Annotated in this window: 21 protein-coding genes; 6 read left to right on the top strand and 15 right to left on the bottom strand. The window is 77.3% G+C overall.

Annotated elements, in window-relative coordinates:
* Positions 1–383: 383 nt before the first annotated feature.
* The 3 genes from V9U69_RS18435 to V9U69_RS18425 all read right to left on the bottom strand — a co-directional run bounded on the left by V9U69_RS18435 (position 384) and on the right by V9U69_RS18425 (position 3,492).
* Positions 384–2,003 carry a phospholipase D family protein gene (locus tag V9U69_RS18435; protein ID WP_337063320.1) on the bottom strand — a complete coding sequence of 540 codons (1,620 nt, stop codon included), beginning with the start codon at positions 2,001–2,003 and terminating at the stop codon, positions 384–386.
* Positions 2,004–2,103: 100 nt separating this feature from the next.
* Complete coding sequence (locus V9U69_RS18430) at positions 2,104–2,799, bottom strand: hypothetical protein (RefSeq protein ID WP_337063319.1); 696 nt, start codon at positions 2,797–2,799, stop codon at positions 2,104–2,106.
* Between the two features lie 117 nt (positions 2,800–2,916).
* Positions 2,917–3,492, bottom strand: coding sequence for a hypothetical protein (locus V9U69_RS18425; protein WP_337063318.1), 576 nt, complete (start codon positions 3,490–3,492; stop codon positions 2,917–2,919).
* A gap of 68 nt (positions 3,493–3,560) precedes the next feature.
* On the opposite strand from V9U69_RS18425, the gene V9U69_RS18420 reads away from it, so the two are divergent.
* On the top strand, positions 3,561–4,103 hold the full coding sequence (locus V9U69_RS18420) for an SRPBCC family protein (protein ID WP_337063317.1): 543 nt from the start codon (positions 3,561–3,563) through the stop codon (positions 4,101–4,103).
* Between the two features lie 63 nt (positions 4,104–4,166).
* Here V9U69_RS18420 and V9U69_RS18415 read toward each other — a convergent pair whose 3' ends face one another.
* Positions 4,167–4,778: a GNAT family N-acetyltransferase gene (locus V9U69_RS18415; RefSeq protein WP_442907826.1), complete on the bottom strand. Its 612-nt coding sequence runs from the start codon at positions 4,776–4,778 to the stop codon at positions 4,167–4,169.
* A 98-nt stretch (positions 4,779–4,876) separates the two neighbouring features.
* Positions 4,877–6,571: an alpha-keto acid decarboxylase family protein gene (locus V9U69_RS18410; RefSeq protein WP_337063315.1), complete on the bottom strand. Its 1,695-nt coding sequence runs from the start codon at positions 6,569–6,571 to the stop codon at positions 4,877–4,879.
* A 103-nt stretch (positions 6,572–6,674) separates the two neighbouring features.
* Here V9U69_RS18410 and V9U69_RS18405 point away from each other — a divergent pair, with 103 nt between their 5' ends.
* Entirely contained in the window at positions 6,675–7,133 is a 459-nt protein-coding gene (locus V9U69_RS18405; RefSeq protein WP_337063314.1) for an Lrp/AsnC family transcriptional regulator, read from the top strand.
* A 114-nt stretch (positions 7,134–7,247) separates the two neighbouring features.
* Positions 7,248–7,547 carry a hypothetical protein gene (locus V9U69_RS18400; protein WP_337063313.1) on the top strand — a complete coding sequence of 100 codons (300 nt, stop codon included), beginning with the start codon at positions 7,248–7,250 and terminating at the stop codon, positions 7,545–7,547.
* A gap of 77 nt (positions 7,548–7,624) precedes the next feature.
* On the opposite strand, the gene V9U69_RS18395 is transcribed toward V9U69_RS18400, so the two are convergent.
* Entirely contained in the window at positions 7,625–8,473 is an 849-nt protein-coding gene (locus V9U69_RS18395) for an aldo/keto reductase (protein ID WP_337063312.1), read from the bottom strand.
* 244 nt (positions 8,474–8,717) lie between these two features.
* Between V9U69_RS18395 and V9U69_RS18390 the strand changes: the two genes are divergently transcribed.
* Entirely contained in the window at positions 8,718–8,954 is a 237-nt protein-coding gene (locus tag V9U69_RS18390) for a hypothetical protein (RefSeq protein WP_337063311.1), read from the top strand.
* On the opposite strand, the gene V9U69_RS18385 is transcribed toward V9U69_RS18390, so the two are convergent.
* Positions 8,944–9,144: a hypothetical protein gene (locus V9U69_RS18385; RefSeq protein WP_337063310.1), complete on the bottom strand. Its 201-nt coding sequence runs from the start codon at positions 9,142–9,144 to the stop codon at positions 8,944–8,946. The genes V9U69_RS18390 and V9U69_RS18385 overlap by 11 nt on opposite strands.
* A 158-nt stretch (positions 9,145–9,302) precedes the next feature.
* Between V9U69_RS18385 and soxR the strand changes: the two genes are divergently transcribed.
* Complete coding sequence (gene soxR, locus V9U69_RS18380; protein ID WP_337063309.1) at positions 9,303–9,818, top strand: redox-sensitive transcriptional activator SoxR; 516 nt, start codon at positions 9,303–9,305, stop codon at positions 9,816–9,818.
* Positions 9,819–9,846: 28 nt separating this feature from the next.
* Here the strand turns inward: soxR and V9U69_RS18375 are convergent, their stop codons facing one another.
* Complete coding sequence (locus V9U69_RS18375) at positions 9,847–11,823, bottom strand: diguanylate cyclase (protein WP_337063308.1); 1,977 nt, start codon at positions 11,821–11,823, stop codon at positions 9,847–9,849.
* An 83-nt stretch (positions 11,824–11,906) separates the two neighbouring features.
* Between V9U69_RS18375 and trmB the strand changes: the two genes are divergently transcribed.
* On the top strand, positions 11,907–12,614 hold the full coding sequence (gene trmB, locus V9U69_RS18370; RefSeq protein WP_337063307.1) for a tRNA (guanosine(46)-N7)-methyltransferase TrmB: 708 nt from the start codon (positions 11,907–11,909) through the stop codon (positions 12,612–12,614).
* A gap of 55 nt (positions 12,615–12,669) precedes the next feature.
* Here trmB and V9U69_RS18365 read toward each other — a convergent pair whose 3' ends face one another.
* The 7 genes from V9U69_RS18365 to V9U69_RS18335 form a co-directional block, all read right to left on the bottom strand.
* Positions 12,670–15,285 (bottom strand): DEAD/DEAH box helicase, encoded by a 2,616-nt coding sequence (locus V9U69_RS18365; protein WP_337063306.1) that lies wholly within the window; start codon positions 15,283–15,285, stop codon positions 12,670–12,672.
* Between the two features lie 96 nt (positions 15,286–15,381).
* Positions 15,382–16,893, bottom strand: coding sequence for a hypothetical protein (locus V9U69_RS18360; protein WP_337063305.1), 1,512 nt, complete (start codon positions 16,891–16,893; stop codon positions 15,382–15,384).
* The gene (locus V9U69_RS18355; RefSeq protein ID WP_337063304.1) at positions 16,886–17,668 is read right to left on the bottom strand and encodes a glycosyltransferase; all 783 of its coding nucleotides are present in this window, start codon (positions 17,666–17,668) and stop codon (positions 16,886–16,888) included. Before V9U69_RS18355 ends, V9U69_RS18360 begins: the two co-directional genes overlap by 8 nt.
* Before the next feature lie 10 nt (positions 17,669–17,678).
* Entirely contained in the window at positions 17,679–19,901 is a 2,223-nt protein-coding gene (locus V9U69_RS18350; protein WP_337063303.1) for a SpoIIE family protein phosphatase, read from the bottom strand.
* 104 nt (positions 19,902–20,005) lie between these two features.
* The gene (locus V9U69_RS18345; RefSeq protein ID WP_337063302.1) at positions 20,006–20,455 is read right to left on the bottom strand and encodes an ATP-binding protein; all 450 of its coding nucleotides are present in this window, start codon (positions 20,453–20,455) and stop codon (positions 20,006–20,008) included.
* 210 nt (positions 20,456–20,665) lie between these two features.
* Entirely contained in the window at positions 20,666–20,989 is a 324-nt protein-coding gene (locus V9U69_RS18340; RefSeq protein WP_337063301.1) for a rhodanese-like domain-containing protein, read from the bottom strand.
* 16 nt (positions 20,990–21,005) lie between these two features.
* Complete coding sequence (locus V9U69_RS18335) at positions 21,006–23,093, bottom strand: HelD family protein (RefSeq protein WP_337063300.1); 2,088 nt, start codon at positions 23,091–23,093, stop codon at positions 21,006–21,008.
* Positions 23,094–23,142: the final 49 nt, after the last annotated feature.

Below are 23,142 nucleotides of genomic sequence, written 5' to 3'. Positions count from 1 at the left end.
GGCGCTGGTGCTCAGCAGTTGGGAGAACCGCTACCGACAAGAGCTCAGTGATCCCGTCACACGCGGTCCGTTGAGGCAGACCACGTGCAGAAGGGATTGAATCGAAGGTCGATCCGAGTTCGGCCACTTCGAAGACCGCAGCTTCACCGACGGGCATCGACACGTCACCTCGATCAACGCAGCCCTCCTGTTCTGCACTCTTGCTGCGCCTCAACCGAGACCCCGTGGCACAGCTCGGGCTCTCGCGCCGTGCTGCGCCGGCTCCACCGACTGCTGGTCACCTGGACCGGTAGCTGCGTCTCCTGTGGACAGCCCACCCCAGGCCACCCCTCGCACGGACCCGGCGAAGCACCAGTAGAGAACCAGGAGAACCAGGAGAAGATTCAGCGACGCCGGGGCGCGTTGGGGTCGAGGGCGAACCGGTAGACGGGGTCCGCCAGCACCCGCCGCCAGCGCGGGAGCACCGGGTCGCGGTGGACGCGCAGCCGCCCGGGGGGCCGCGGCCCCCGGCGGCCGCCGCCGTACCAGGCGTCCAGCGCGGATGCGCTGCGGTGCAACGCCTCCACGGCGGCACCGGGGTCGACGAGGTCGGCGTCGTCCGCGTCGTCCCGGTCGAGGTGCTCGCGCACCAGCTGCAGGCGCAGGTCGCGCGCGAAGCGGCGCGCGCCGTCGCCCAGCCCGGCCGGGTCGGCGGGCTCGCGCGGGTCGCGGACCTCGTCCAGGACGGCGACGGACAGCTCGGAGTCGTGCGTCCAGGAGCGGCGGTTGAGGTTGTCGCTGCGCACGCAGGCCCACACGTCGTCGACGACGGTGACCTTGGAGTGGACGTAGACCGGTTCGCCCCCGTGGTTCTCCAGGTCGAAGACGTGCACCCGCTCACCGCCGGCCGCCCGCAGCAGCCGCAGCGCGCGCCACTGCCCCAGCAGCAGCGGCGGGGCCGCGATGCCGCCGCGCTTGGGCTCGCGCGGGACGAGCACCACCAGCTGCAACCCCGGCGCGGCGCGCAGGGCGTCGGCGAAGACCCGCACCACCTGCGGCGACCAGAGGAACTGCTCCTCCACGTAGACGAGCCGGCGCGCCCGGCGCAGCGCCTTGGCGTGGGCGGCGGCGATGCTGAACTCCCCGTCGGGGGCGAACGGGTAGCGGGGCCGGCGCCGCGGGTAGGTCCGCAGCAGCTGCACCGCGCAGGAACCTCCCTCGCCCGGCACCGGCGGGGGTGCCGGTTGCTGCGGGGGCAGCGACGAGGACCGGCGCCGCAGCCGGCGCCCCGTGCGGCGCACCAGGTCGCCGAACGCCTGCCAGGGCAGCACCGACAGCGGCGCGCGGTCCTCCCACCGCTCCCGGAACACGGTCTCCACGTCCGCCACGACGGGACCGCGCAGCTCGGTGTGGATGTCGTGCCAGGACGGGTGGGTTCCGTACGCCTTCCCGAAGTCCAGCGGCTGCGGGTCCCCGGCGTGGTCGGCGTCGTCGCGGCGGCTGTACGCCGGGTCCAGGCTGCCGACGAAGGCGACGTCGTCGTCCGGGCGCCCGGCGCGACGGACGACGACGAACTTCTGGTGGTGGCTGCCCGAGTTGCGCACCCGCTGGTCCAGGACGACCTGCGCACCGCCCCGCGTGCGCTGGGCGAGGTGGCGGCGGCGGGTGGGCGACAGGCGCCCCAGCTCCCGCGGCGAGCGCCACACCAGGCCCTTGACCACGGCCCCGCGGCGGGCGGCGTCGGTGAGGGCCTGCGCCATCGTGGGGCCGTCCCCGGTGAGCCGCTGGTCCGGGTCGCCCTGCCAGTCGGCCATGAGCACGAGGTCGCCGGCGCCGGCGCTCGCCAGGGCGGCGGCCAGCTCGGGGAAGTACGTCGCACCGTCGACGAGCGGGCGCACCCGGTTGCCCCGGCTCCACACCGGCAGGCGCGTGGCGTCGTTGCCGCGCTCGGCCGCGGTGAGGAACCAGTCGCGGGGGAAGCCGTCGTGGGGGGAGCCGTCGTGGGGGGAGCCGTCGTCGTGCACCGCGCCATCGTGCCCGGGCGCGGCGGTCGCGGCCCGCCGGGAGCGCTCCCCCGCCGCGCGGGGTCCCCGCCCGCCGGGGGCACCGGCGGGCGGGGGGTGCTCAGACGGCGACGCCGCTCGTGCTGCCGCTCGTGCTGCTGCTCGGTGCTCCAGCGTCCGTCGCGCTGTCCGTCCCGCTGTCCGTCGCACCGTCGGCCGGGCCGCCGCGACCGTCGCGGCCACCGCGACCGCCGCCCGGAGCGCCGGGGAGCTCCGTCTCGATCGCCGCGGCGACCCGCTCGGGCAGGTCGGCGGCCCGCTCGTCGGCCTCCTCCTGCGTCAGCCGCCCGTCGGTGACGGCCTGCGCCAGCCGCTCCTCGCCCGCCGCCACCAGGGCGTCGACGAGCACCTGCTCCTCGACGCCCTCGTCGGCGGCGACGCTCGCCAGCGTGGCGCCGTCGGCCTGCAGGGCGGTGCGCAGCTCGTCGGTGCTCAGCCCCAGCGCCCCGGCCGCCGCCTCCAGGTCCACGCCGCGACCGCCGCCGTGCCCGCCCGGCCCGCGCAGGGCGTCGGAGGACTCCAGCGTCTGCGCGACCGCGTCGGCCTGCTCCTGGGTGATCGTGCCGTCGCCGACGAGCCCGGAGAGAGCGTCGGCGATCGCCTGCAGCCGGTCGCCGACACCCGTGGAGCCGGACGAGCTGGACGAGTCCGTGGTGGCGGCGGACGCGAGCGGTGCGCTCAGCAGCACGAGCCCCAGCCCGCCGGCGGCGACGGCGCCCGCGGTGCCCGCGGCGACGACCCTCTTGGTGATCCTCACGGTGTTCCCCCGATCAGGTGGTGCCGGGCGTCTCCCGGCTCCCTCCTGTGTCGGGCGGGCGGCTGTGGTGGGCCTGTGAGCAGGGCCTCACCCGGCTGCGAACCCGCGCCGGTCGGCTCAGACGAGGGCGGCGGCCTCCTGCTCCAGCGCCGCCAGGTCCACCAGGAGGCTGGCCGCGCCGTGCAGCCGGTCGCTGAGGGCGTCCACGCCCGGGGAGAGGATCGTCAGCTCCCCCCGCTCGGCGAGGTCGGCGAAGATGCCGTCGTTGCTGACGACGAGGAACTCCGCCGGGTCGGGGACCTCCGCGGCGGCGGCCAGCAGCACGTGGTCGGCCACGTCGGGCCCGGCGGCCACCGCCTTCGCGCGCGGCGCGAACTCCGCCAGCCACGGCCGCGAGCGCGCGACCGCGCCGACCTGCCCGGCGAGGGTGACGTGGTCGGCCTGCCGGGCCAGCTCCACCACCACGCCCAGCCGGGCGCGCAGCCGTCCCTTCACGGCGCGCAGGTTGTCCAGGTCCACCAGCAGCACGCGGGCGGCGCCCTCGGTGCCGGACCACACCGGGTAGTCCCGCGCGAGGAGGCGCAGCGCCTCGCCGAACGGGTCGGGGCCGGCCTCGTCCTCCTCCGGCGGCACGTCCGCCAGGCGGAACCACTCGTACTCGTCCCACTCGCTCGGTCCACCACCCAGTCCCACGGGGTGATCCTCGCAGGCCCGGCCCCCGGCGTCGCGGGAGCCGCCGGGTGCTGCGACAGGATGGGGTGGTGAGCGAGGACCCGGAACTGCTCGGCGGCGCCGTCCTGCACGGCGCTGAGCGCGCGACGCTGACCCTGACGCGCGAGTACCCGCACCCGGTGGCGGCGGTGTGGACGGCGCTGACGGTGCCGGAGGTGACGCGCCGCTGGTGGGCGGCGCTGCGGGCGGACCCGCGCCCGGGCGGGGAGTTCTCCCTGATGTGGCTCAACGGGGACCCGGGTGAGCTGCAGTGGTGGCCGGGCGAGGTGACGGCGCTGGACGCGCCGCGGCTGCTGGAGCACACGAACTCCGAGCACGGCCTGCTGCGCTGGGAGCTGGAGCCCGTCGACGCGGGGGCGCTGCGGGCGCGCACCCGGCTGCGGCTGACGAACGACCTGGAGGGCGAGGACGCCTGGGTGCCGATGTCGCTGGCGGCCTGGCACCTGCACCTGGAGGCCCTGGAGCGCGCGCTGGACGGCGGTGCGGTGGACTGGCTGGACTGGGGCGTGACGTCCAACGCCCGCCTGCAGCGGCTGCGCACCGCCTACGCCGCCGCCCTCACCACCCCCTGACCCCGCTCTCCCCCGCGGTGGTCGAGGAGGTCGCCACTGCCTCGACCACCGCGGCGGGCGGGGTCAGCGCGGGTCGCGGCGCATCGCCCACACGTGCGGGCCACCGCCGGGGACGTCCACCTCGCCGGTGACGCGGAAACCCAGGCCCGCGTAGAACGGCAGGTTGCCGGGCGCGGACGTCTCCAGCACGGCCGGCAACCCGGCCCGGTCGGCGTCCGCGAGGCCCGGCGCCAGCACCGCGCGGCCCAGGCCGCGGCCGCGCGCGGCGGGCAGCACCCCCACGGTGGCGAGCAGGAACGCCGGCTCACCGGTGCGCAGCGGGGCGCACGCCTCCTCGGCCGCCAGCGACGCCGCCCAGCGGTCCCCCGCCAGTTCCTCCTCGCGCGGCGCCGGGCCCGCCGGAACCTCGCCGGGCACGACACGGTCGGGGCGCAGCCAGACGGCGACGGCCGCGGTGCGGCCGGCGGGGCCCGGAGCGCTCCACACGTCGCCGTGCGGGACACCGACCTCGGTGAGGGTGAGGTGGAACAAGCCGGCCAGCCGCTCGCGGTGGCGGTCGGCGGCGACGGTCCACGCCGTCCACGCGTACCCGTCGAACGCCTCGGCCAGCACCTGCGCGGCCTCCCGGACCGCCGCCGCGTCGCCGGCCACCACCCTGCACGCTCCCCCGTCCACCACGCACCCGACCCTGCCACCACCCGCGGTGATCGAGGAAGTCGCCACTTGCTCGATCACCGCGGGTGGTGGCAGGGGCGGAGCCGGTGGGGATCGGGTCAGCGGATGCTGCGGGCCAGGCGGACCAGCGACTCGGGGGCGTCGTCGCGGGGCAGCACCACCTCGACGAGCGCGGGGCGGCCGGCGTCGGCGCGCACCTTCCCCAGCACCTCCACCAGCTCGGCGGGCGTGCCGGCGCGGTGGGTGGCGGTGCCCGGCGCGCCGAGCGCTGCGGGCAGGGCGGTCCAGTCCCAGGCGGTGATGTCCTGGTACGGCGCCTCCGGGCTGCGGATGGCCCGCTCGACCGTGTAGCCGCCGTTGTTCAGCAGCAGCACCGTCAGCGCGCGGGCCTCCCGGAGCAGCCGGCCCAGCTCCTGCACCGTGAGCTGCGCGGAGCCGTCGCCGATGACGAGGACCGTCTCGCGCTCCGGGGCGGCGAGCACCGCGCCCAGCGCGGCGGGCAGCGTGTACCCGATGGACGACCACACCGGCTGCCCCATCAGGTCGCAGCCGTCGGGCAGCGTGAGCTCCACCGCGCCGTAGAACGACGTGCCCGCCTCGGCGACGAGCAGCGTGCCCGGCGCCAGCCAGTCCTGCAGCAGCGGCCACAGGTCCGCGTGGGTCAGCGGGGCGTCGGGCTCCGCGGGCGCGTGCGCGGCGGCCGGCGCCACGGCCCGGCGCGGCAGCGGCTCCGGGCGCGGCCGGCGCGCCTCGAGGACCTCCAGCAGCAGCCGCAGGGCGGAGTCCAGGTGGACGCCGTGGAAGACGTCGCCGGCGATGCGGGCGTGGTCCAGCTGCAGGTCCACGGCGGCGTCGGGGTCGAAGCCGTGGGTGAAGGAACCGGTGAGGAAGTCCGTCATCACCACCCCGGCGAGCACCAGCGGGGAGGCGGCGTCGACGCGGGCGCGGGTCTCCTCCGAGCGGGAGAACTCCCCCGCGTACACGCCGAGGTTCGCCGGGTGCGACTCGTCCAGCAGCGCCTTGGACGCGGACTGCGTCGCCACCCGCACCCCGTTCTGGGCGGCGATCTCCCGCATCCGCTCCTCCAGGTGGCGCCGGTGCAGGCGCGGGCCGGCGAGGACGGTGACCTCGGGCGCGCCGTCGAGGAACTCCGCGAGCGCCCGCGCGAACTCCCCGCAGGCCTGCGCGTCGCTGCGCAGCACCCGCAGCGGCCGGGCCAGAGGGGCGGCGGAGACGCGGGCGATCGCGACGTCGGCGGGAACGCCCAGGTAGACGGGCTTGGAGGTGCTCACGGCCGTCAGCAGCGCCTGGTCGATCGCGGTGGCGGCCCCGTGCGGGCGCAGCACCACCGCTGAGGCCGTCACCTCGGCGGCGACGCGGGTGAAGTGGCCGAAGTCGCCGTCGGCGAGGGAGTGGTGCAGCAGGGTGCCGGCGGCCGTGGCGCGGGTGGCGGGCATCCCGACGACGTGCACGACGGGCACGTCCTCCGCGAAGCTGCCGGCGAGGGCGTTGACCGCGGACAGCTCCCCCACGCCGAACGTGGTGACGAACGCGGCGGGCCCGCGGCGCAGGCGTGCGTAGCCGTCGGCGCAGTACCCGGCGTTCAGCTCGTTGGCCGAGCCGACCCAGCGCTGCTCGCCGGCGGCGAGCAGCTCGTCGAGCAGGGCGAGGTTGAAGTCGCCGGGCAGGCCGAACAGGTGGCGCACCCCGAGCTGCGCGAGGCGGCGGGCGAGGTAGGTGCCCACCGTCACCGTCGTCGCGGCCGGCGGGGAGGTGGCGGCGTTCGCGGTCATGCCCGAGATGACAGCGCCCGGCGGCCGATGTGCGCAACAGCCGGTGGCGGAACTGGTCGATCCGCCCAGTTCTCCTGCTCCGGCTGGACGTAGGGTGGTCGCCGTGACCACTCTGGACGCCACCGACCGGCGGGTGCTGGCCGCCCTGGACGCCGACCCGCGCGCGACGGTGGCGCAGCTGTCCACGCAGCTCCGGCTGGCGCGCGGCACCGTGCAGGCCCGGTTGCAGCGGCTCGCGGCCGGGGACGCGCTGCGGCCGAACTCCACGCGGGTGACCGCCGAGGCGCTGGGGCTGCCGATGCGGGCCCTGGTGACCGCGGACGTGGAGCAGGACGAGTTCGACGACCTGGTGGCGGACGTCAGCCGCATCCCCGAGGTGATCGAGTGCGTGGGGATCTCCGGCGACTCCGACCTGCTCATCCAGGTCGCGGCGCGCGACGCCGACCACGTGTACGACATCACCCAGCGGATCACCCGCTGCCGGGGCATCCGGCGCACGTCCACGTCGATCGTGCTGCGCGAGCTGCTGGCGTACCGGACGGCGCACCTGCTGCGCGGCTGAACCCGCACCGCGCACGGCGCGCCGGAGGGGTGGTGGCGACACCCGAGCCCTCGACGGGTCCCACCGGACCGGTGGCGTGGTGATCACGCGATGTCGCGACGAGGGAGGTGCGCCGTGCAGACGGTGTGGTCCGTGTGGTCCGAGAACTTCCTGCTCCTGCTGCCCCTGGTGCTGCTCGCACCCCTGCTCCTGGGGGCGGCGGCCCGCTGGAGGCGGTCGCGGAACCACCCGCACGAGGTCCCCTCCGCGCCCCGCCGCCACGGCGGGCGACGCGTGGACAGCGCGGCCACCCCGGGGTGGGTGTTCGGTGCCGCGGGCGTCGACGGCTTCATCGGCAGCGGTGGCCTGAACTCGTTCGACGCCGGGGGCGCCGCCGGGGGTGCTGCCGGCGGGTGCGACGGCGGCGGCTGCTGACCCCGGCGGGGTGCCCGGTGACCGGCTCGGCCGGCGCACCGGGCACTCCCCGCGGGGCGGGGTGAACCCCCGGTCGATCAGGCGGGGGCGCCCACGTTCATCTGGTCCGGGTGCGAGCCCACGCGTCCGTCGGCGCGGTCCAGGCCGGCGATCTGCGCCATGTCCGCGTCGGAGAGCTCGAAGTCGAAGACGTCGATGTTCTCGCGGATGCGCTGCGGCGTCACCGACTTCGGGATCACCAGGTTTCCCAGCTGCACGTGCCAGCGCAGCACCACCTGGGCGGGGGTCTTGCCGTGCGCCTGCGCCAGGGCGGTGATGGTCGGGTCGTCGATGACGCCCTTGCCCGAGGACAGGGGGCTGTAGGCCTCGGTGACGATCCCGCGCCGGGCGTCGTCGGCCCGCAGCTGCGCCTGCTGGAGGAACGGGTGCAGCTCCACCTGGTTCACGGCCGGGACGACGTCCGCCTCACCCGCCAGCCGCTCCAGGTGGTGCGGCTCGAAGTTCGAGACGCCGATGGCGCGGGCGCGGCCGTCGGCGTAGATCTTCTCGAACGCCTTCCAGGTGTCGACGTAGGCGTCGGCCTTCGGCACGGGCCAGTGGATGAGGTACAGGTCGACCGCGTCCAGGCCGAGCCGCTCCAGGCTGGCGTCGAAGGCGCGCAGCGTCGAGTCGTGGCCCTGCTCCGCGTTCCACAGCTTGGTGGTGACGAACAGCTCGTCGCGGGCGATGCCGGAGTTCGCGATCGCGCGGCCCACACCCGCCTCGTTGCCGTAGATCGCAGCGGTGTCGATGTGGCGGTACCCCGCCTCCAGCGCGGTCTCGACCGCGGGGACGACCTCGTCGTCCCCGACCTGCCAGACGCCGAAGCCGAGCTGCGGGACGGTCACGCCGTTGTTGAAGGTGAGCTGGGGAACACTGGGTGCCATGCCGGTCAGCCTAGGCAGGGGGCCGCGACGCCGCAGTGCGAGAGCGCTCTCGCCGGGGGCGGCCACCGGCCGGGACCACCTCGCTGCGGTGCGCGGCGCAGGTGGCGTGGCGCGGTGGCTCCACCGCTCCCGCTCCCGGCGCGGTGGGCCCGTCGCGGCCGGCCGGCACCCGGCCCGGTGCGGCAGCGCCACCCGGCGCAGGTCGAGGACGTGGCCGCCGTGGTCGAGCACGTCCACCAGCACCGTGTTCGCCCGCGAACTCGCGGCGGCCGGCGCGCGGGTCGAGCACCGCGTGCTGCCGGAGTCGTCCCACGGTCTCCTGAACCGCCCGCACGAGGAGGCGTTCACCACGGGCGTCGAGGCGATCGCCGGCTGGCTCCAGTCCGTGCCCGGACGAGAACCGCTGCAGCGCAGCGGTTCTGGCGGGGCAGCACCCACCCCACCCGCCGCCCGGCCCGCTGCCGGTGGCGTCACGGCGTGACCGCCGCGCCGCACGGGGGCGCGGCGCACGCGTCGGTCACGGCGCCGGGTCCGGTGCGCCGCTGCGCGCGGTCGGCGGCGCGCTGCGCCAGGCGCTGCGCGCGCAGCAGGCGGGCCGCGTGGACGCGGGCGGCCTCGGCCCGCCGCTCGGCCAGGCGCGCCTGCACCAGGTACTCCTCGACGTGCGGCACGGGGTTCCTCCAGGGGTTCGGTGGCCGGGTTCCGGGGTGGCGCGAGGCGGGTTCGCGCCGGTCGCGTCGCCTACGCTGGCGCCTCAACCACGGTTGAGGTCAAGCCCCGGGTTCCGCTCCCGGGCGCGGGCCGGCCGGCGAGGAACGGGGAGGACGAGGTGGGCGATCGACCGGGAGCAGCCGGGGACCCGCCGCGCGGGCCGCGGCGCCGGGCCGAGGAGCTGCTGAGCGTCGGGGAGGTCGCCGCGCGCAGCGGCGTCGCCGTCTCCGCCCTGCACTTCTACGAGCGCAAGGGGCTGATCTCCAGCCGCCGCGACGACCGGAACCAGCGCCGCTACCCGCGCGGCGTGCTGCGCCGGGTGGCCGTCGTGCGCATCGCGGTGCGCCTGGGCATCCCGCTGTCCACCGTCGCGCACGCCCTGCGACGGCTGCCCGACGAGCGCACCGCCACCGCGGCGGACTGGCGGCGGCTGTCCGCGGACTGGCGCACCGAGCTGGACGAGCGCATCGAGCAGCTGCAGCGCCTGCGCGACGACCTGGACGGCTGCATCGGGTGCGGGTGCCTGTCCCTGGGGCGCTGCTCCCTGATCAACCCGGGGGACCGCCTCGGGGCCGACGGACCCGGGGCCCGCACCCTGGACGTCTCGCTCGACCGCCCGGCGCGCGGCGGCTGACCGCGGAGGGGCCCAGCGGCCCCGGGCGTCAGGCGGCGACGGTGGCGTCGCGGCCGGCGAGCTTGCCGCGGTACAGGGCGGCGTCGGCCACGGCCAGCACCTGCGCCGGCGACTGGCCCGGTTCCCACTGCGCCAGCCCCACCGTGCAGGTCTGCCCGTGCGGGACGACCGCGCGCACACGGTCGGCGACGAGCACCGCGTCGGTGACGTCGCAGCCGGGCAGGGCGAGCACGAACTCCTCCCCGCCCCAGCGCGCCAGCGTGTCCACCTCCCGCAGCTGGCCGGCGGCGGCCGCCGCGAAGCCGCGCAGCAGCTCGTCGCCGGCGAGGTGACCGCGGCTGTCGTTGTAGGCCTTGAACCGGTCCAGGTCCAGCAGCGCGAACGTCAGCGGCTCACCGGTGCGGGCGGCGCGCGCCACCTCCACGGCGGCGACCTCGTCCCACCGGCGGCGGTTCGCCAGGCCGGTCAGCGCGTCCCGCTCCGCGGCCCGCTCCAGGCGCGCCAGCAGGTCGGCGCGCTCGACCGCGTGGGCGGCCTCACCCGCCAGCGTCGCCAGCGCCTCGGCCACACCCGGGGCGAGCTCGGCGACCCGGTGGCGCCAGATGACGGCGAGGACGCCGACGGGTTCGCGACCGCGTCGCAGCACCGGCTGCCACACGGCCGAGACGGTGCCGCACGCCTCGACGACGGCGCGGCTGGCGCGCGGGTGCGCGGGGACGTCCGCCTCGAACAGCTGCTCGCGCCCCAGGTAGGCGTCCAGCACGAGGCTGGTGTCGCGGCGCGGGTCGAGCCGCAGCTCCACCCCGTCCAGGCCGAGGGAGGCGGTGACGACGAGGACGCCGTCGGCGTCCGGTTGCGCCAGGTAGGCGGCGTCGGCACCCGCCAGGTCGCGCACCGCCTCGCAGATCACCGCACCGGGGTCACCGGCGGCGGCGACGGCCGCCGACGCCCGGGCCAGGGCCTGCACCTGCTCCGCGTGCTCGGCGAGCCTGCGGTGGGCGGCGGCCAGCTCGGTGTGGGCGGCGCGCAGCGCGCTCTCGCGCGCCTCCGCGGCGGTGACGTCGTGCAGGGCGACGACGACCGCGAGCACGGTGCCGTCCTCGCCGCGCACGGTGCGCCCGGAGCACACCGCGGTGACGGGCTCGCGACCGGGCACGACGACGCGGATGCGCGCGTCGCGCACGGCGCCCTCGCGCAGCGCCCGCGCCAGCGGCAGGTCCTCGGGCGCCAGGGGGCCGCTGCCGTCGGCGGCGTGCAGGCCGTACGCGCCGGCGTGCCCGGCGAGGTCCAGGTCGCCGTCGGCGTCCCGGCCCAGCAGGGCGCGGGCGGTGTCGTTGAACATCAGCAGGCGGCCGTCGGGCCCGGCGACGACGATGCCGACGTCGGCGCTGGCGAGGACGGCCTGGGTGAGCTCCTCGCGGTGCGCGGACTGCGCCATCAGCAGCTCAGCCAGGTCGCGCTGCTCCTGCGCCTCGGCGGCCAGCAGCGCGCTGCGCCGGGCCTCGCGGCGGCGGGCCAGCAGCGAGACGGCGACGGCGGCGAGGTCGCGCAGGTGCTGCAGCTGCGCGTCGTCGAGAGCGCGGTCGGCGGGGTCGAACACGCACAGGGTGCCCAGGGCGTGCCCGTCGTCGGTGACGAGCGGCGCGGAGGCGTACAGGCGCACCCGCGCGATGCGGCCGTCGACGTGGGGCTTGTCCCGGTACGCCGGGTGCAGGCGGGCGTCGGGGACGTGCACGAGCTCACCGGTGCGGAAGGCGACCGCGCACATCGAGTCCTCGCGGGCGAGGTCGCGGCGGGGCGCGCCGGCGGCGCTGAGCTGACGCTGCCGGTCGGCGTCGATGAGGTTGACGGCGGCGCCGGAGGTCCCGGTGAGGGCGGCGGCCAGGCGCACGACGGCGTCGAGGTCCGCGAGGTCGCCGCGGTCCGCGGGGTCGCCGCCGGACCCGTCGGCGGGGAGGTGCTCCCGCAGCGCGACGAGCCGGGCGAGCTCGCCGTCCGGTTCCACCTCCGGGGCTTCGGCGCCGCGACGGGCGTCCTTGAGCCCCGGGCACCTGCCCGGGCGGTCGCGGCGTGACCGATGATGGCCCGGTGACGCCCCGACCCAGCGCCGCCGGTGCGGTGGACGACACGCTGCGCTCCTACAAGCTGCGGCGCGGCCGGATGGGCGCCGCCCGGAACCACGCCCTCCACGCCCACCGGGACCGGTTCGCCGTGCCCGACGGGGACGGCCCGCTGGACCTGCCGGCCCTGTTCGGTCCCGGCACCCCGGTCGTGGTGGAGATCGGGTTCGGGATGGGCCGCACCACCCTGGAGATGGCCGCGGCCGACCCCGGCACCGGCGTGCTGGCCACGGACGTGCACACGCCCGGGGTCGCCGCGCTGGTGCTGGGCCTGCACGAGCGCGGGCTGGGCAACGTGCGGGTGGTGGAGGGCGACGGTCACCGGCTGCTGCGGGAACGGATCGGCCCCGGCAGCCTGGCCGGGGTGCGGGTGTACTTCCCCGACCCGTGGCCCAAACCGCGCCACCACAAGCGGCGCCTGGTCGACCCGGGTTTCGCAGCGCTGGTGGCCGACCGGCTCGCCCCCGGCGGGCTGCTGCACTGCGCCACGGACTGGGAGCCGTACGCGCAGCGGATGCGCGACGTGCTGGAGGCCGAACCCGGCCTGGTGCTGGAGCGGGTCGCGCACGAGCGGCCCGCCTGGCGGCCGCTGACCGCGTTCGAGGCGCGCGGCCTCGCCCGCGGTCACGTCGTGACGGACCTGCTCGCCCGACGTCCCGGCCCGCCGGCGCCCTGACCCGCCGGAGGCGTCACCGCCCGCCGGAGGCGTCACCGCCGGCCGCCGGCCCGGCTCACATCCGCAGCAGACCCGCCACCTGCAGCACCGCCGCGCCCGCCTCGTCGGAGGCGTCCAGGTCCACCTCCGCCACGACCGCCCAGTCGCGGTCGCCGGCGGGGTCGTCCACCACCTGGCGCACGTACCAGCGGCGCGGGGAACCCTTGGGGTGCGGGCCGGAACCGTCGTCGACCTGCAGCAGGTGCGGGCCGCGCGCGTCCGGGCCGGTGCCGATCGCGTCGTGCTCGTCGTAGTAGGCGTCCAGCTGGTCGGCCCAGGTGTCCTCGTCGGGGGAGCCGTCGAGCTTCGCCAGCGCCTCGGGGCGGTCCAGCGCCGCCAGCTCCACGAACCGGAACACGGCGTTGCGCACCAGCACCCGGAACGCGCGCGCGTTCGCGGTGACCGGCGGGGCCTCGTCCTCGGCGGGTGCCACGGCGGCCACGACGTCGGCGTCGTCGCCGGCGCGCAGCTTCTCCCACTCCGCCAGCAGGCTGGAGTCGGTCTGCCGGACCACCTCACCCAGCCACTCGACGACGTCGGTGACCTCCTCGGTGCGGGCGTCCTCCGGCACCGTCTGCCGCAGCGCCTTGTAGGCGTCGGACAGGTAGCGCAGCACCAGGCCCTCGGAGCGGGCCAGCTGGTAGAACGCCACGAAGTCCCCGAACGTCATGGCCCGCTCGAACATGTCGCGCACCACCGACTTCGGGCGCACCTCGTAGTCCGAGACCCAGGGGTTGCCGGTGCGGTACGTCTCGTACGCCGCGCGCAGCGTGTCCTCCAGCGGCTTGGGCCAGGTGACGTCCTCCAGCTGCGCCATCCGCTCCTCGTACTCCAGCCCGTCGGCCTTCATGCGGGCCACGGCCTCGCCCTTGGCCTTGGACTGCTGCGCCAGCAGCACCTTCATCGGGTCGTCCAGGGTGGACTCGATGGCGGAGACCACGTCGAGGGCGTAGGTGGGCGAGTCCTTCTCCAGCAGGTCGTCGACCACGGCGAGCGCGAACGGCGACAGCGGCTGGTTCAGGGCGAAGTCCAGCTGCAGGTCGCCGACGAGGCGCACCTGCCGCCCGTCGGCCAGCGGCTCGGGCAGCGTCTCCACGACCCCGGCGTCCAGCAGGGCGCGGAACAGCTCCACGGCGCGGCGCACGTGCTGCAGCTGCCGCTTGCGCGGCTCGTGGTTCTCCAGCAGCAGGTGGCGCATCGCCTCCACCGGGTTCCCGGGGCGCTGCAGGACGTTCAGCAGCATGGAGGTGGTGACCTTGAAGTGGGAGGTGAGCTGCTCGGGCTGGGCGTCGACGAGCTTGCGCATCGTCGCCTCCGACCAGGAGACGAACCCCTCCGGCGCCTTGACCCGCTGCACCTTCTTCAGCTTCTTCGGGTCGTCGCCGGCCTTGGCGACGCGGCGGGCGTTCTCCACCTCGTGCTCCGGCGCCTGCACCACGACGGTGCCGGCGGTGTCGAACCCGGCGCGGCCGGCGCGGCCGGCGATCTGGTGGAACTCGCGCGCCCGGTAGTGGCGGGTGCGGCGGCCGTCGAACTTCGTCAGTCCCGCGAACAGCACGGTGCGGATGGGCACGTTGATGCCGACGCCGAGGGTGTCGGTGCCGCAGATGACCTTCAGCAGCCCGGCCTGGGCGAGGGTCTCCACCAGGCGGCGGTACTTCGGCAGCATCCCGGCGTGGTGCACGCCCACGCCCATGCGCAGCAGCCGGCTGAGGACCTTGCCGAAGCCGGGGGCGAAGCGGAAGCCGCCGATCGCCTCGGCGATCGCGTCGCGCTGCTCGCGGGTGGCGACCTTCGCGCTGGTGAGGGCCTGCGCCTGCTCGACCGCGGCCGCCTGGGTGGCGTGCACGACGTAGACGGGGGCCCGGTCGGTGACCAGCAGCTCCTCCACCGTCTCCTGCAGCGGGGTGGTGGCCCAGGAGTAGTGCAGCGGCACGGGCCGCTCCACGGAGGTGACGACGGCGGTGGGCCGGCCGGTGCGGCGGGTGAGGTCCTCGCGCAGCCAGTCGACGTCGCCGAGGGTGGCGGACATCAGCAGGAACTGCGCCTGCGGCAGCTCGATCAGCGGCACCTGCCACGCCCACCCGCGGTCCGGCTCGGCGTAGAAGTGGAACTCGTCCATGACGACCTGGCCGACGTCGGCGAACGCGCCCGAGCGCAGCGCCACGTTCGCCAGCACCTCCGCGGTGCAGCACACGATCGGTGCGCCGGCGTTGACGGAGGCGTCGCCGGTCATCATCCCGACGTTCTCCGCGCCGAACGTCTCCACCAGGGCGAAGAACTTCTCGCTCACCAGCGCCTTCAGCGGCGCCGTGTAGAAGGAGCGGATCCCGGCGGTCAGGGCGGCGGCGTGCGCACCGGCGGCGACCAGCGACTTGCCGGAGCCGGTGGGGGTGGCCAGCACGACGTTGGAGCCGGAGACGACCTCGATGAGGGCCTCCTGCTGCGCCGGGTACAGCTCGATGCCGCCGTCCGACACCCACCCGGCGAACGCCTCGAACACGGCGTCGGGGTCGTCGGCGGCGGCGCTGCCGGGGGCGGGCAGCCGGTCGGTCAGGCGGGAGCGCGCGGAGGTCTCCAGCAGCTCCTCGGACTCGCCGGCGAGCGGGGACGGGGCGGGGGTGGTGGCCATGGCGTGGCCCATCGTCGCACCCCTCCCCCCTCCCCGCCGTGATCAGGCGCGGGTGAACGCTCGACCGTGCACGACCACGGCGGGGAGGGGGCCGGCTCAGGCCGCGCGCGCACCGGCCGCGGCCCACCGCCGCAGCGCCACGCCCAGCGCCAGCACCGTCAGCAGCGCCGACCACGCCACCCACGGGCCCACCTCGCGCCGGTACCCCAGCGTCACCGCCTCCACGGCCGGGGACATGCCGTCCACCAGCCCCGGCACGTACGCCAGCGCCAGCAGCGTCAGCCGCACCGCCACCACCCGCTCCAGCCACCCGCCCGCCACCCCCGCGGGCACCACCAGCGCCAGCGGCCCCCACAGCAGCACGTCGTACCAGGGCAGCTCGTACGGCGCGGCCAGCAGGTAGCCCAGCGCCAGCACGGTGGTCACGCCCGCCGCGCACCGGCGCCAGCGGTCGGGGGTGAACGGCAGCGCCGCGCCGCGCCCCACCAGCAGCGGCCACCACAGCACCGCCACCACCGCCATGAGCGCCAGCGTGCCCGGCAGCAGCACCGAGCGCGGCACGCCGGCGTCCACCAGCGGCCGCCACACCGTCGCCAGCGACACGTACCGGCTGGCGGTGCGGGTCTGGTCGTAGGCGTGCGCACCCGCCCACAGGTGGGCGGGCACCAGCAGCACCAGGGCGCCGGCCACCCCCCGCAGCAACCAGAGCGCGCCCGGGCCGCCGCCGCGGCGCGCGGCCCACCACGCCAGGAGCACCCCGGCGCCCACCGCCCCGTACGGGAGCTTCGTGCCGACCGCCACGCCCAGCGCCGCACCCGCCGCGAACGGGTACCGCGGCGCCAGCAGCAGCACCCCCACCGCCGCCGCGCCCGCCAGCACGTCCACGTGCGCACCGCCCAGGCCGACGGTCAGCAGCAGCGGGTTCGCCGTCCACAGCACGTGCGCGCGCGAGCGCAGCGCCGGCTGCCCGCGCAGCGCGACGTGCAGCCCGGCGGCCGCCGCCGCCCACGCCACCAGCAGCACCAGCTGCCAGCACCACACGGTGGCGCGCACCGACTCCCCGCCCGCCAGGGACGTCACGGCGTGCACGGCGGTGACCACCGGCCCGTACACCGACGTCGTCGAGCGCCACGGGTCGCGCACCGCCGAGGCCACCGGGTCCGCACCGCCGGCGAAGGCGTCCGGCGCCTGCGCGTACGGGTCGGCGCCCAGCGCCGCGATGCGCCCGTACGCCGCGTAGCTGAGGTGGTCGGCCGAACCCACCGGCGGCACCAGGGCCGTCACGGCCGCGCCGGCGGCGGCCAGCAGCAGCAGGCGCCGCGGCCGCCACCCCCGCCCCACCGCGACCAGGCCGGTGAGCAGCGCGACACCCCCGGCGAGCACGGAGACGGCCAGCAGGGCGCTGACCAGCGCGGACGACGGCCGCAGGCCCAGGTCCACCGGCAGCGCGCCGGACCCCAGCCCGGGCACCGCCGCGGAGGGCCCGGCCACGGCCACGGCCAGCCAGCAGAGCAGGGCGAGCGCCGCGGCACCGCCCGCCGCGGCGGGCAGTCGGCGGGGCGCCGCGGCCACCGCGACGGCGCACGCTCCCCGGCGCGCCTCAGCCACCGGAGCGGCGCTCGGGCAGCAGCGCACCGGCCGCTCCCCGGCGCAGCAGGGCCAGCGCCACGTCCCGGTACTGCGCCGCGCGGTGCAGCTGCGCGCGCAGGTCCGTGCCGGTGACCCGGTGGTGCAGCTCGCACGGCACCTCCACCACCCGCAGGCCCGCGCGCAGCAGGTCGATCGTCAGGGCGGTCTCCACGCCCCACCCGCGCGCCAGCGGCTGCGCCGCCTCGAACGCGGCGCGGGTCAGGCAGCGCATCCCCGACAGCGGCTGCTGCGGCGACCAGCCGGCGGCCGCCAGCGTGCCGCGGCGCGCCAGGCCCACGACGAGGCCGCGCCCACCGCCGGCGGTGGCCTGCTGCGGCAGGACCGCGATCGTCATGTCCGCCTCGCCCGCCAGGACCGGGCCCGTCAGCGGCACGGTGGCCGCCGCGCTGGCGGCCAGGTCCGCGTCGACGAACAGCAGCGGCCGCGGGCCGGTGCCGGGCCGCGGGTGCGCGGCCTCGTGGGCGGCGACGGCGCGGGCGCCGGTGGTCATCGCCGCGGCCTTGCCGCGGTTGCGCTCGTGGGCGACGACGACCGCCCCGGCCTCGCGCGCCAGCCGGGCGGTGCCGTCGGAGGAGCCGTCGTCGACGACGACGACGAGGTCGGCCACGTCCAGCGCGCGCAGCGCGGTCACGGTGGCGGCGATCCGCTCGGCCTCGTCCTTGGCGGGCACCACCACGGCGACGGTGGGCGACGGGGTGGGACCCGGCTGCGGGGACGGCTGCGACGGCGGCACGCTGGCGAGGCTAGAGCACGCCGGTGCGGCGCACCGCGAGGACGGTGAGGTCGTCGTCGCCCGGCTCCCCGCGCGTCAGGGCGCCCACCAGGCCGTCGACGAGCTCCGGCAGCGGGTCGGCGCCGCACCCGGCGACGTGCCGCAGCGCAGCGGCCAGCCCCACGTCCAGGGACCGCTCGCGCGTCTCCACCAGGCCGTCGGAGAACAGCACCAGGTCGTCCCCCGGCCCCAGCCGCAGCGGCAGCACGCCCCCGCGGGAGCACGCCCCGGCGCCGTCCAGCAGCGCCACCCCCACGGGCGGCCCGGCCGGCACGTCCAGGTAGCGGGCGGTGCCGCCGGTGCGCAGCAGCGGCGGGGGGTGCCCGGCGGAGGCGGCCAGCGCGGTGCCGTCGTGCGAGAGCAGCACGTACGCCAGGGTCACGAGGTCGTCCGCCCCGGTGGCGGCGGCGCACGCGTCCAGCCCGCGCAGCACGGCGGACGGGTGCGGGTCCACCAGGGCCAGGGCCCGCACCTGCGCGCGCACCTCGCCCATGACGGTCGCGGCCCGCGCTCCCCTGCCCATGACGTCGCCGAGGACCGCGGCGACGCACCCGCCACCGACGGCGACGAGCTCGGCCCAGTCGCCGCCGACGTCCACGCCGGCGCTGGTGGCGGTGGCCCGGTGGGCGAGCAGCCACGGCACGCGCACCAGGGGCCCGGGCTTGAGGGCCTCCTGCAGCACGCGGGCGGTGCTGCGCTCGCGCTCCAGCAGCTCCACCCGGTCCAGCGCACCGGCGACCTGCCCGGCCAGGGCCAGCAGGAAGGAGCGCTCGTCCTCGTCGAGGACGCCGGCACCGGCGGCGCAGTCCTCCGCGGAACCGACGACGAGGCCGCCGAGGTGGCGGCGCGGCGTGGCCAGCGGCAGCACGGCCCAGGCGGCGTCGCCCTCGGCGAGCGCCTGCAGGTAGGTCGGGCGCACCCAGGCGGGCAGGGACGCGGCGCCGGCGGCACCGGCGGCGTACCAGCCGCCGGCGGCGGCGCACGCCTCGACGTCGCGCAGCAGCTCGACGGCGGTGCGGTCGTCGCGCACCAGGTGGTCGCGCCGGCCGTCGCGCCGCAGGCGGTGCACGGCGACGGCGCCGCGCGGGCCGCGCTCCTCCTCGAGCAGGGTCAGGCTCGCGCGGGTGGTCCCGGGCAGGTCCAGGCAGGCGCGCAGGGCGGCGTCGACGACGCCGGCGCGCGTGGTGGCCGTGGACAGGGCCGCGGTCAGGGCCTGCAGGGCGCGGGCCCGGCGGCGGGCGCGGACCCGCTCGTCGACGTCCTCGACGGCGCCGACCCACTCCAGGACGGGGCCGGCGGGGTCGTCGGGGTCCACGGGCACCGGCTGCGCGGTGACGGCCAGCCAGCGCCAGCCGGCGGGGGTGCGCACGCGCAGGCGGGCGCCGGCGGTGCGGCCCTCGCGGGCGGCGGCGGTGGCCTCGGCGAGCAGGCCCGGCAGGTCCGCCGGGTGCACGTCGGCGGTCCAGCCGGTGCCGAGCAGGTCGCCGTCGCGGCCGGTGAGGGCGCGCCAGCCGGGCAGGTCGCTGGTGAGGCCGCGCCCGGGGGCGGCGGTGAACACGTCGAGGCGACCGGCCTCGGCGAGGGTGCGGTAGCGGTGCTCGGCGCTCCGGGCGTCGCGGGCGGCGGCGCGGACGGCGTCGAACAGGCGGGCCCGCTCCACGGCGCTGGCGCACTGCCCGGCGAGGGTGGCGGCCAGCAGCTGCTGCACCTCGTCCAGGGAGCCCTCGCGGAGCAGGCCCACCCGCAGGACGCCGATCAGCCCGGCGTCCGTCAGCAGGGGCAGCACCGCCCAGGACCGTTCCCCGGCGGCCACGAGGCGCTCGTTGAGGGGGTCGTCGAAGCGGGCGGCGAGCTCACCGGGCGAGCGCAGCAGCACCGGGGCGCGGGTGCGGGCGGCCTGCGCGCTGGGGGCGGAGGCGCTCAGCGGCAGGCGGGGCACCGGCCCGGCGGGCAGGGGCCCGGTGCCGCCACCGGCGGGCACGAGGGCGGTGCCGTCCTCGTCGAGGAGGAAGACGCCGCAGGTGGAGGCGCCCAGGGCTTCGCGGACGGTGTCGAGGACGGCGTCGACCGCGTCGCGCACGGTGAGGGCGGCGGCGAGGCGGGCGGTGGTGCGCTCCAGCAGGCGCAGGTCCGCCACGTCGAGGTGCGGGCGGGGCGCGGGGACGTGGGCAGCGGTGACCGGAGCGCGGTCCACTCGCCCTCCCCCGGGTGTAAGTGCCGGTCCTCTCCAGCGCCGTTCCCAGTTTATCGCGCTGAGCGATCGGAGTCTCCCGTTCCGTGACCGGACGGGTGGGGTGCTCAGTGCGGGTGCAGGCGGGTGGGGCCCCCGAACGACGCCCACACCGTGCGGCTGAAGTCGTCGACGTTCTCCACGACCCCCCACTCGTCGGCGAGGCCCTCCACGATGCGCAGGCCCCGCCCGGACGTGGACCCGTCGTCCACCGAGCGGGGACTCACCACCCGCCCGGGGGCGCCGCCGTCCGTCACGGCGATCTCCACGTGCGCGCCGCCGTCGCACGTGACCAGGCACCGCACGTGGATGCCGCCGTCGCCCAGCGGGCGCGCGTGCCGCACCGAGTTGCCCACGATCTCCGAGACGACGATCTCGATCTCCGCCGTGGCCTCGGCGTCCAGGCCCGCGCCGTCCAGCACGCAGCGGACGGCGCGCCTGGCCCTGGGGACAGACGCCGCGTCGTGCTCGAACGACGACCAGTGCGTCGCCGGCACCGGGCCAACACCCGTCGGCATCCGTCCTCCTGACCCAGCCGCCACCTGACGGCACCGTAGGTACCCGGGCCGCTCAGCGGCCAAACCTGCCCGGCCGCGGCTCCCCCACCAGGGTGCTCCGGACCACCCGTCCGGCCCAGCAGCGACCCGCCGGGAACCGCAGGAGCGCGGTGGTCGCCCTGCGCCCCGCCACCCGGCCGAGGACCCGACCGGGCCCCGCCCCCACCGGGATCAGCGCACGAAGGGCTCGTCACCCGTCTCGGAGACCATGGGACGGCCGGCGTCCGCCCACGCGCCCATGCCGCCGTCGACGTTGACCACGTCGTAGCCGTTCTGCGCCAGCCACTGCGCCACCCGCAGGGAGCGGCCGCCGGCGCGGCACACGACGTGCAGCTCGCCCGCGGGCAGCTCGGCCAGGCGCTGCGGCACCTCCCCCATGGGGATGTGCAGGGCGCCGTCGGCGTGGCCGGCGACCCACTCGTCGTCCTCGCGGACGTCGAGGATCGTGGCGTCGGCGGGGACGGCGGCGGCGGGGACGGAGGGGACCTCGGGCATGGCGGGAGCCTACGGCTCAGCGCAGCTGCTCGGGCAGGGGCCGGGCGTGCACGACGGTGAGGGCGGACACGGCGCGGGTCAGCGCCACGTACAGCCGGCGCAGGCCGGTGCGCTCGTCGGGCTCGCCGGCCACGACGTCGGCGGGTTCGAGGACGACGACCCGGTCGAACTCCAGGCCCTTGACGAGGGTGGCGGGCACGAGGGACACCCGTTCGGGGAGCCCGTCGTCCTCGTGCACCGCGTCGAGGCGGGTGGCGGGAACGCCGGCGGCGGCGAGGGCACCGGCTGCGGCGTCGGTGGTGGTGTCGGCGACGACGAGGCCGATCGAGCCGTCCCCGCGCAGCAGGTCCGCGACGACGGCGACGGCCCGCGCCAGCGCGTCCTCCCCCGCGTCCGCGTCGACGGCCAGGACGTCGAGGCGGCCGGGGTCGGGGCGCACCGAGCGCGGCACGCTCAGCTCGGGAGCGATGGCGGGCAGCAGCCGGGCGGCGTAGTCGATGACGGCGGAGGGCACGCGGAAGCCGCGGTCGAGGACCTCGACGTGGCCGCCGGGCTTGCCGAGGTGCTCGAGCACCTCGGGCCAGGAGCGCGCCGACCACGGGGTGGTGCCCTGCGCGATGTCGCCGAGGACGGTGGCGGCGCCGGTGGAGCAGCGCCGGCCCACGGCGCGCAGCTGCATCGGGGAGAGGTCCTGGGCCTCGTCGAGGACGACGTGGGCGCGCGAGGGGGTGCGGGTGAGCTGGTCGGCGATCTCGTCGATCAGGACGGCGTCGGCGTCGCTCCAGCGGGCGGTGCCGGCGCTGCGCGGGGGCCTCTCCCACAGCAGCAGCTCCCGCCCGGCGTCGTCGAGCACACCGCCGGAGCAGGCGGTGAGGAACTCCGCATCGGACAGCAGCCGGTGCAGGACCTTCGCGGCGTCCTGGGCGGGCAGCAGCCGGTTCACGGCGCGCTTGACGTCGGCGCTGCGGGCGACGGCGTCCTGCACGGCGTCGTCGGGGGAGTCGCCGGCGGCCTCGAACAGCTGCAGGACGGCGTGGGCGAGGCGCTGCGGCAGCAGGGCGCGGGCGGCCCCGTAGCGGATGCCGCGGCCGGCGAGGTCGTCGAGCAGCTCGCGCACCCGGTAGCCGGGCACCCGCCAGCGCCGGGAGCCGCGCGGCAGGACGAACGCGCCGCCGTCGAGGACGTGCGCCGGGTCCCCCACGGCGGACCACACGGCGCGGCGGGCGACCTCGGCCATGCGGGCGTCGCCCTTGAGGGCGGCCACGGCGGCGGGTTCGGCGGCGCGCACGGCCACGTCCTTCCGCCCGCCGCCGGGGGCGGTGACGAGGCCGGTGACGGTGCGCTGCTCGACCCGCACCTCCCCCAGCGCGGGCAGGACCGCGCCGATGTGCTGCAGGAACGCGGTGTTGGGGCCGACGACGAGGACGCCCTGGCGGGTCAGGCGCTCACGGTGCGCGTACAGCAGCCACGCGGCGCGGTGCAGGCCGACGGCGGTCTTGCCGGTGCCGGGGGCGCCCTGCACGCACACGGTGGTGGCCGCGTCGGCGCGCACGAGGGCGTCCTGCTCGGGCTGGATGGTGGCGACGATGTCGCGCATGGGCCCGGAGCGGGGGCGCTCGATCTCGCGGGCGAGGATCGCGGAGGCGCGCTCGTCCTCGCCGGGGGCGGGGTCGGTGAGGTGCTCGTCCTCGTGGGCGGTGAGCCGGCCGTGCTCGACGCCGAAGCGGCGGCGCAGCCGGACGTCGCCGCGTTCGGCGCGGCTGGCGCGGTAGAACCCGCGGGAGACGTCGGCGCGCCAGTCCACGACGACGGGGTCGCCGGCGGCGTCGGTGACGTGGCGGCGGCCGATGTGCAGGACCTCGCCGGAGTCGTGGTCGGTGCGGCCGAAGAACAGGGCGGTGGCGGGGTCGTCCACGAGGCTCGCGGCGCGGCGGTCGAGGACGCGGGCGAGGGCGGCGTCGGCGATCGGGTCGCCGCCGTCGGCGGTCAGGGACAGCGTGTGCTCGCGCATGCGGACCAGTTCGGCGCGGGCGCGGTCGAGGTGGCGCTGCTCGGCGGCGAGCACGTCGGGGGTTCCGGGGGTTCCCCGGGCGGGGGCGGGCACGGTTCCTCCTGGGTTCCGGGGAGCCCGGGAATCCTGCCAGAATCGTTGC

It is taken from the genome of Kineococcus sp. G2 (genome assembly GCF_037154035.1).
Lineage (GTDB): Bacteria > Actinomycetota > Actinomycetes > Actinomycetales > Kineococcaceae > Kineococcus.
The sequence above is the reverse complement of the archived record's forward strand: the minus strand, read 5'-3'. Positions and strand labels throughout refer to the sequence as shown.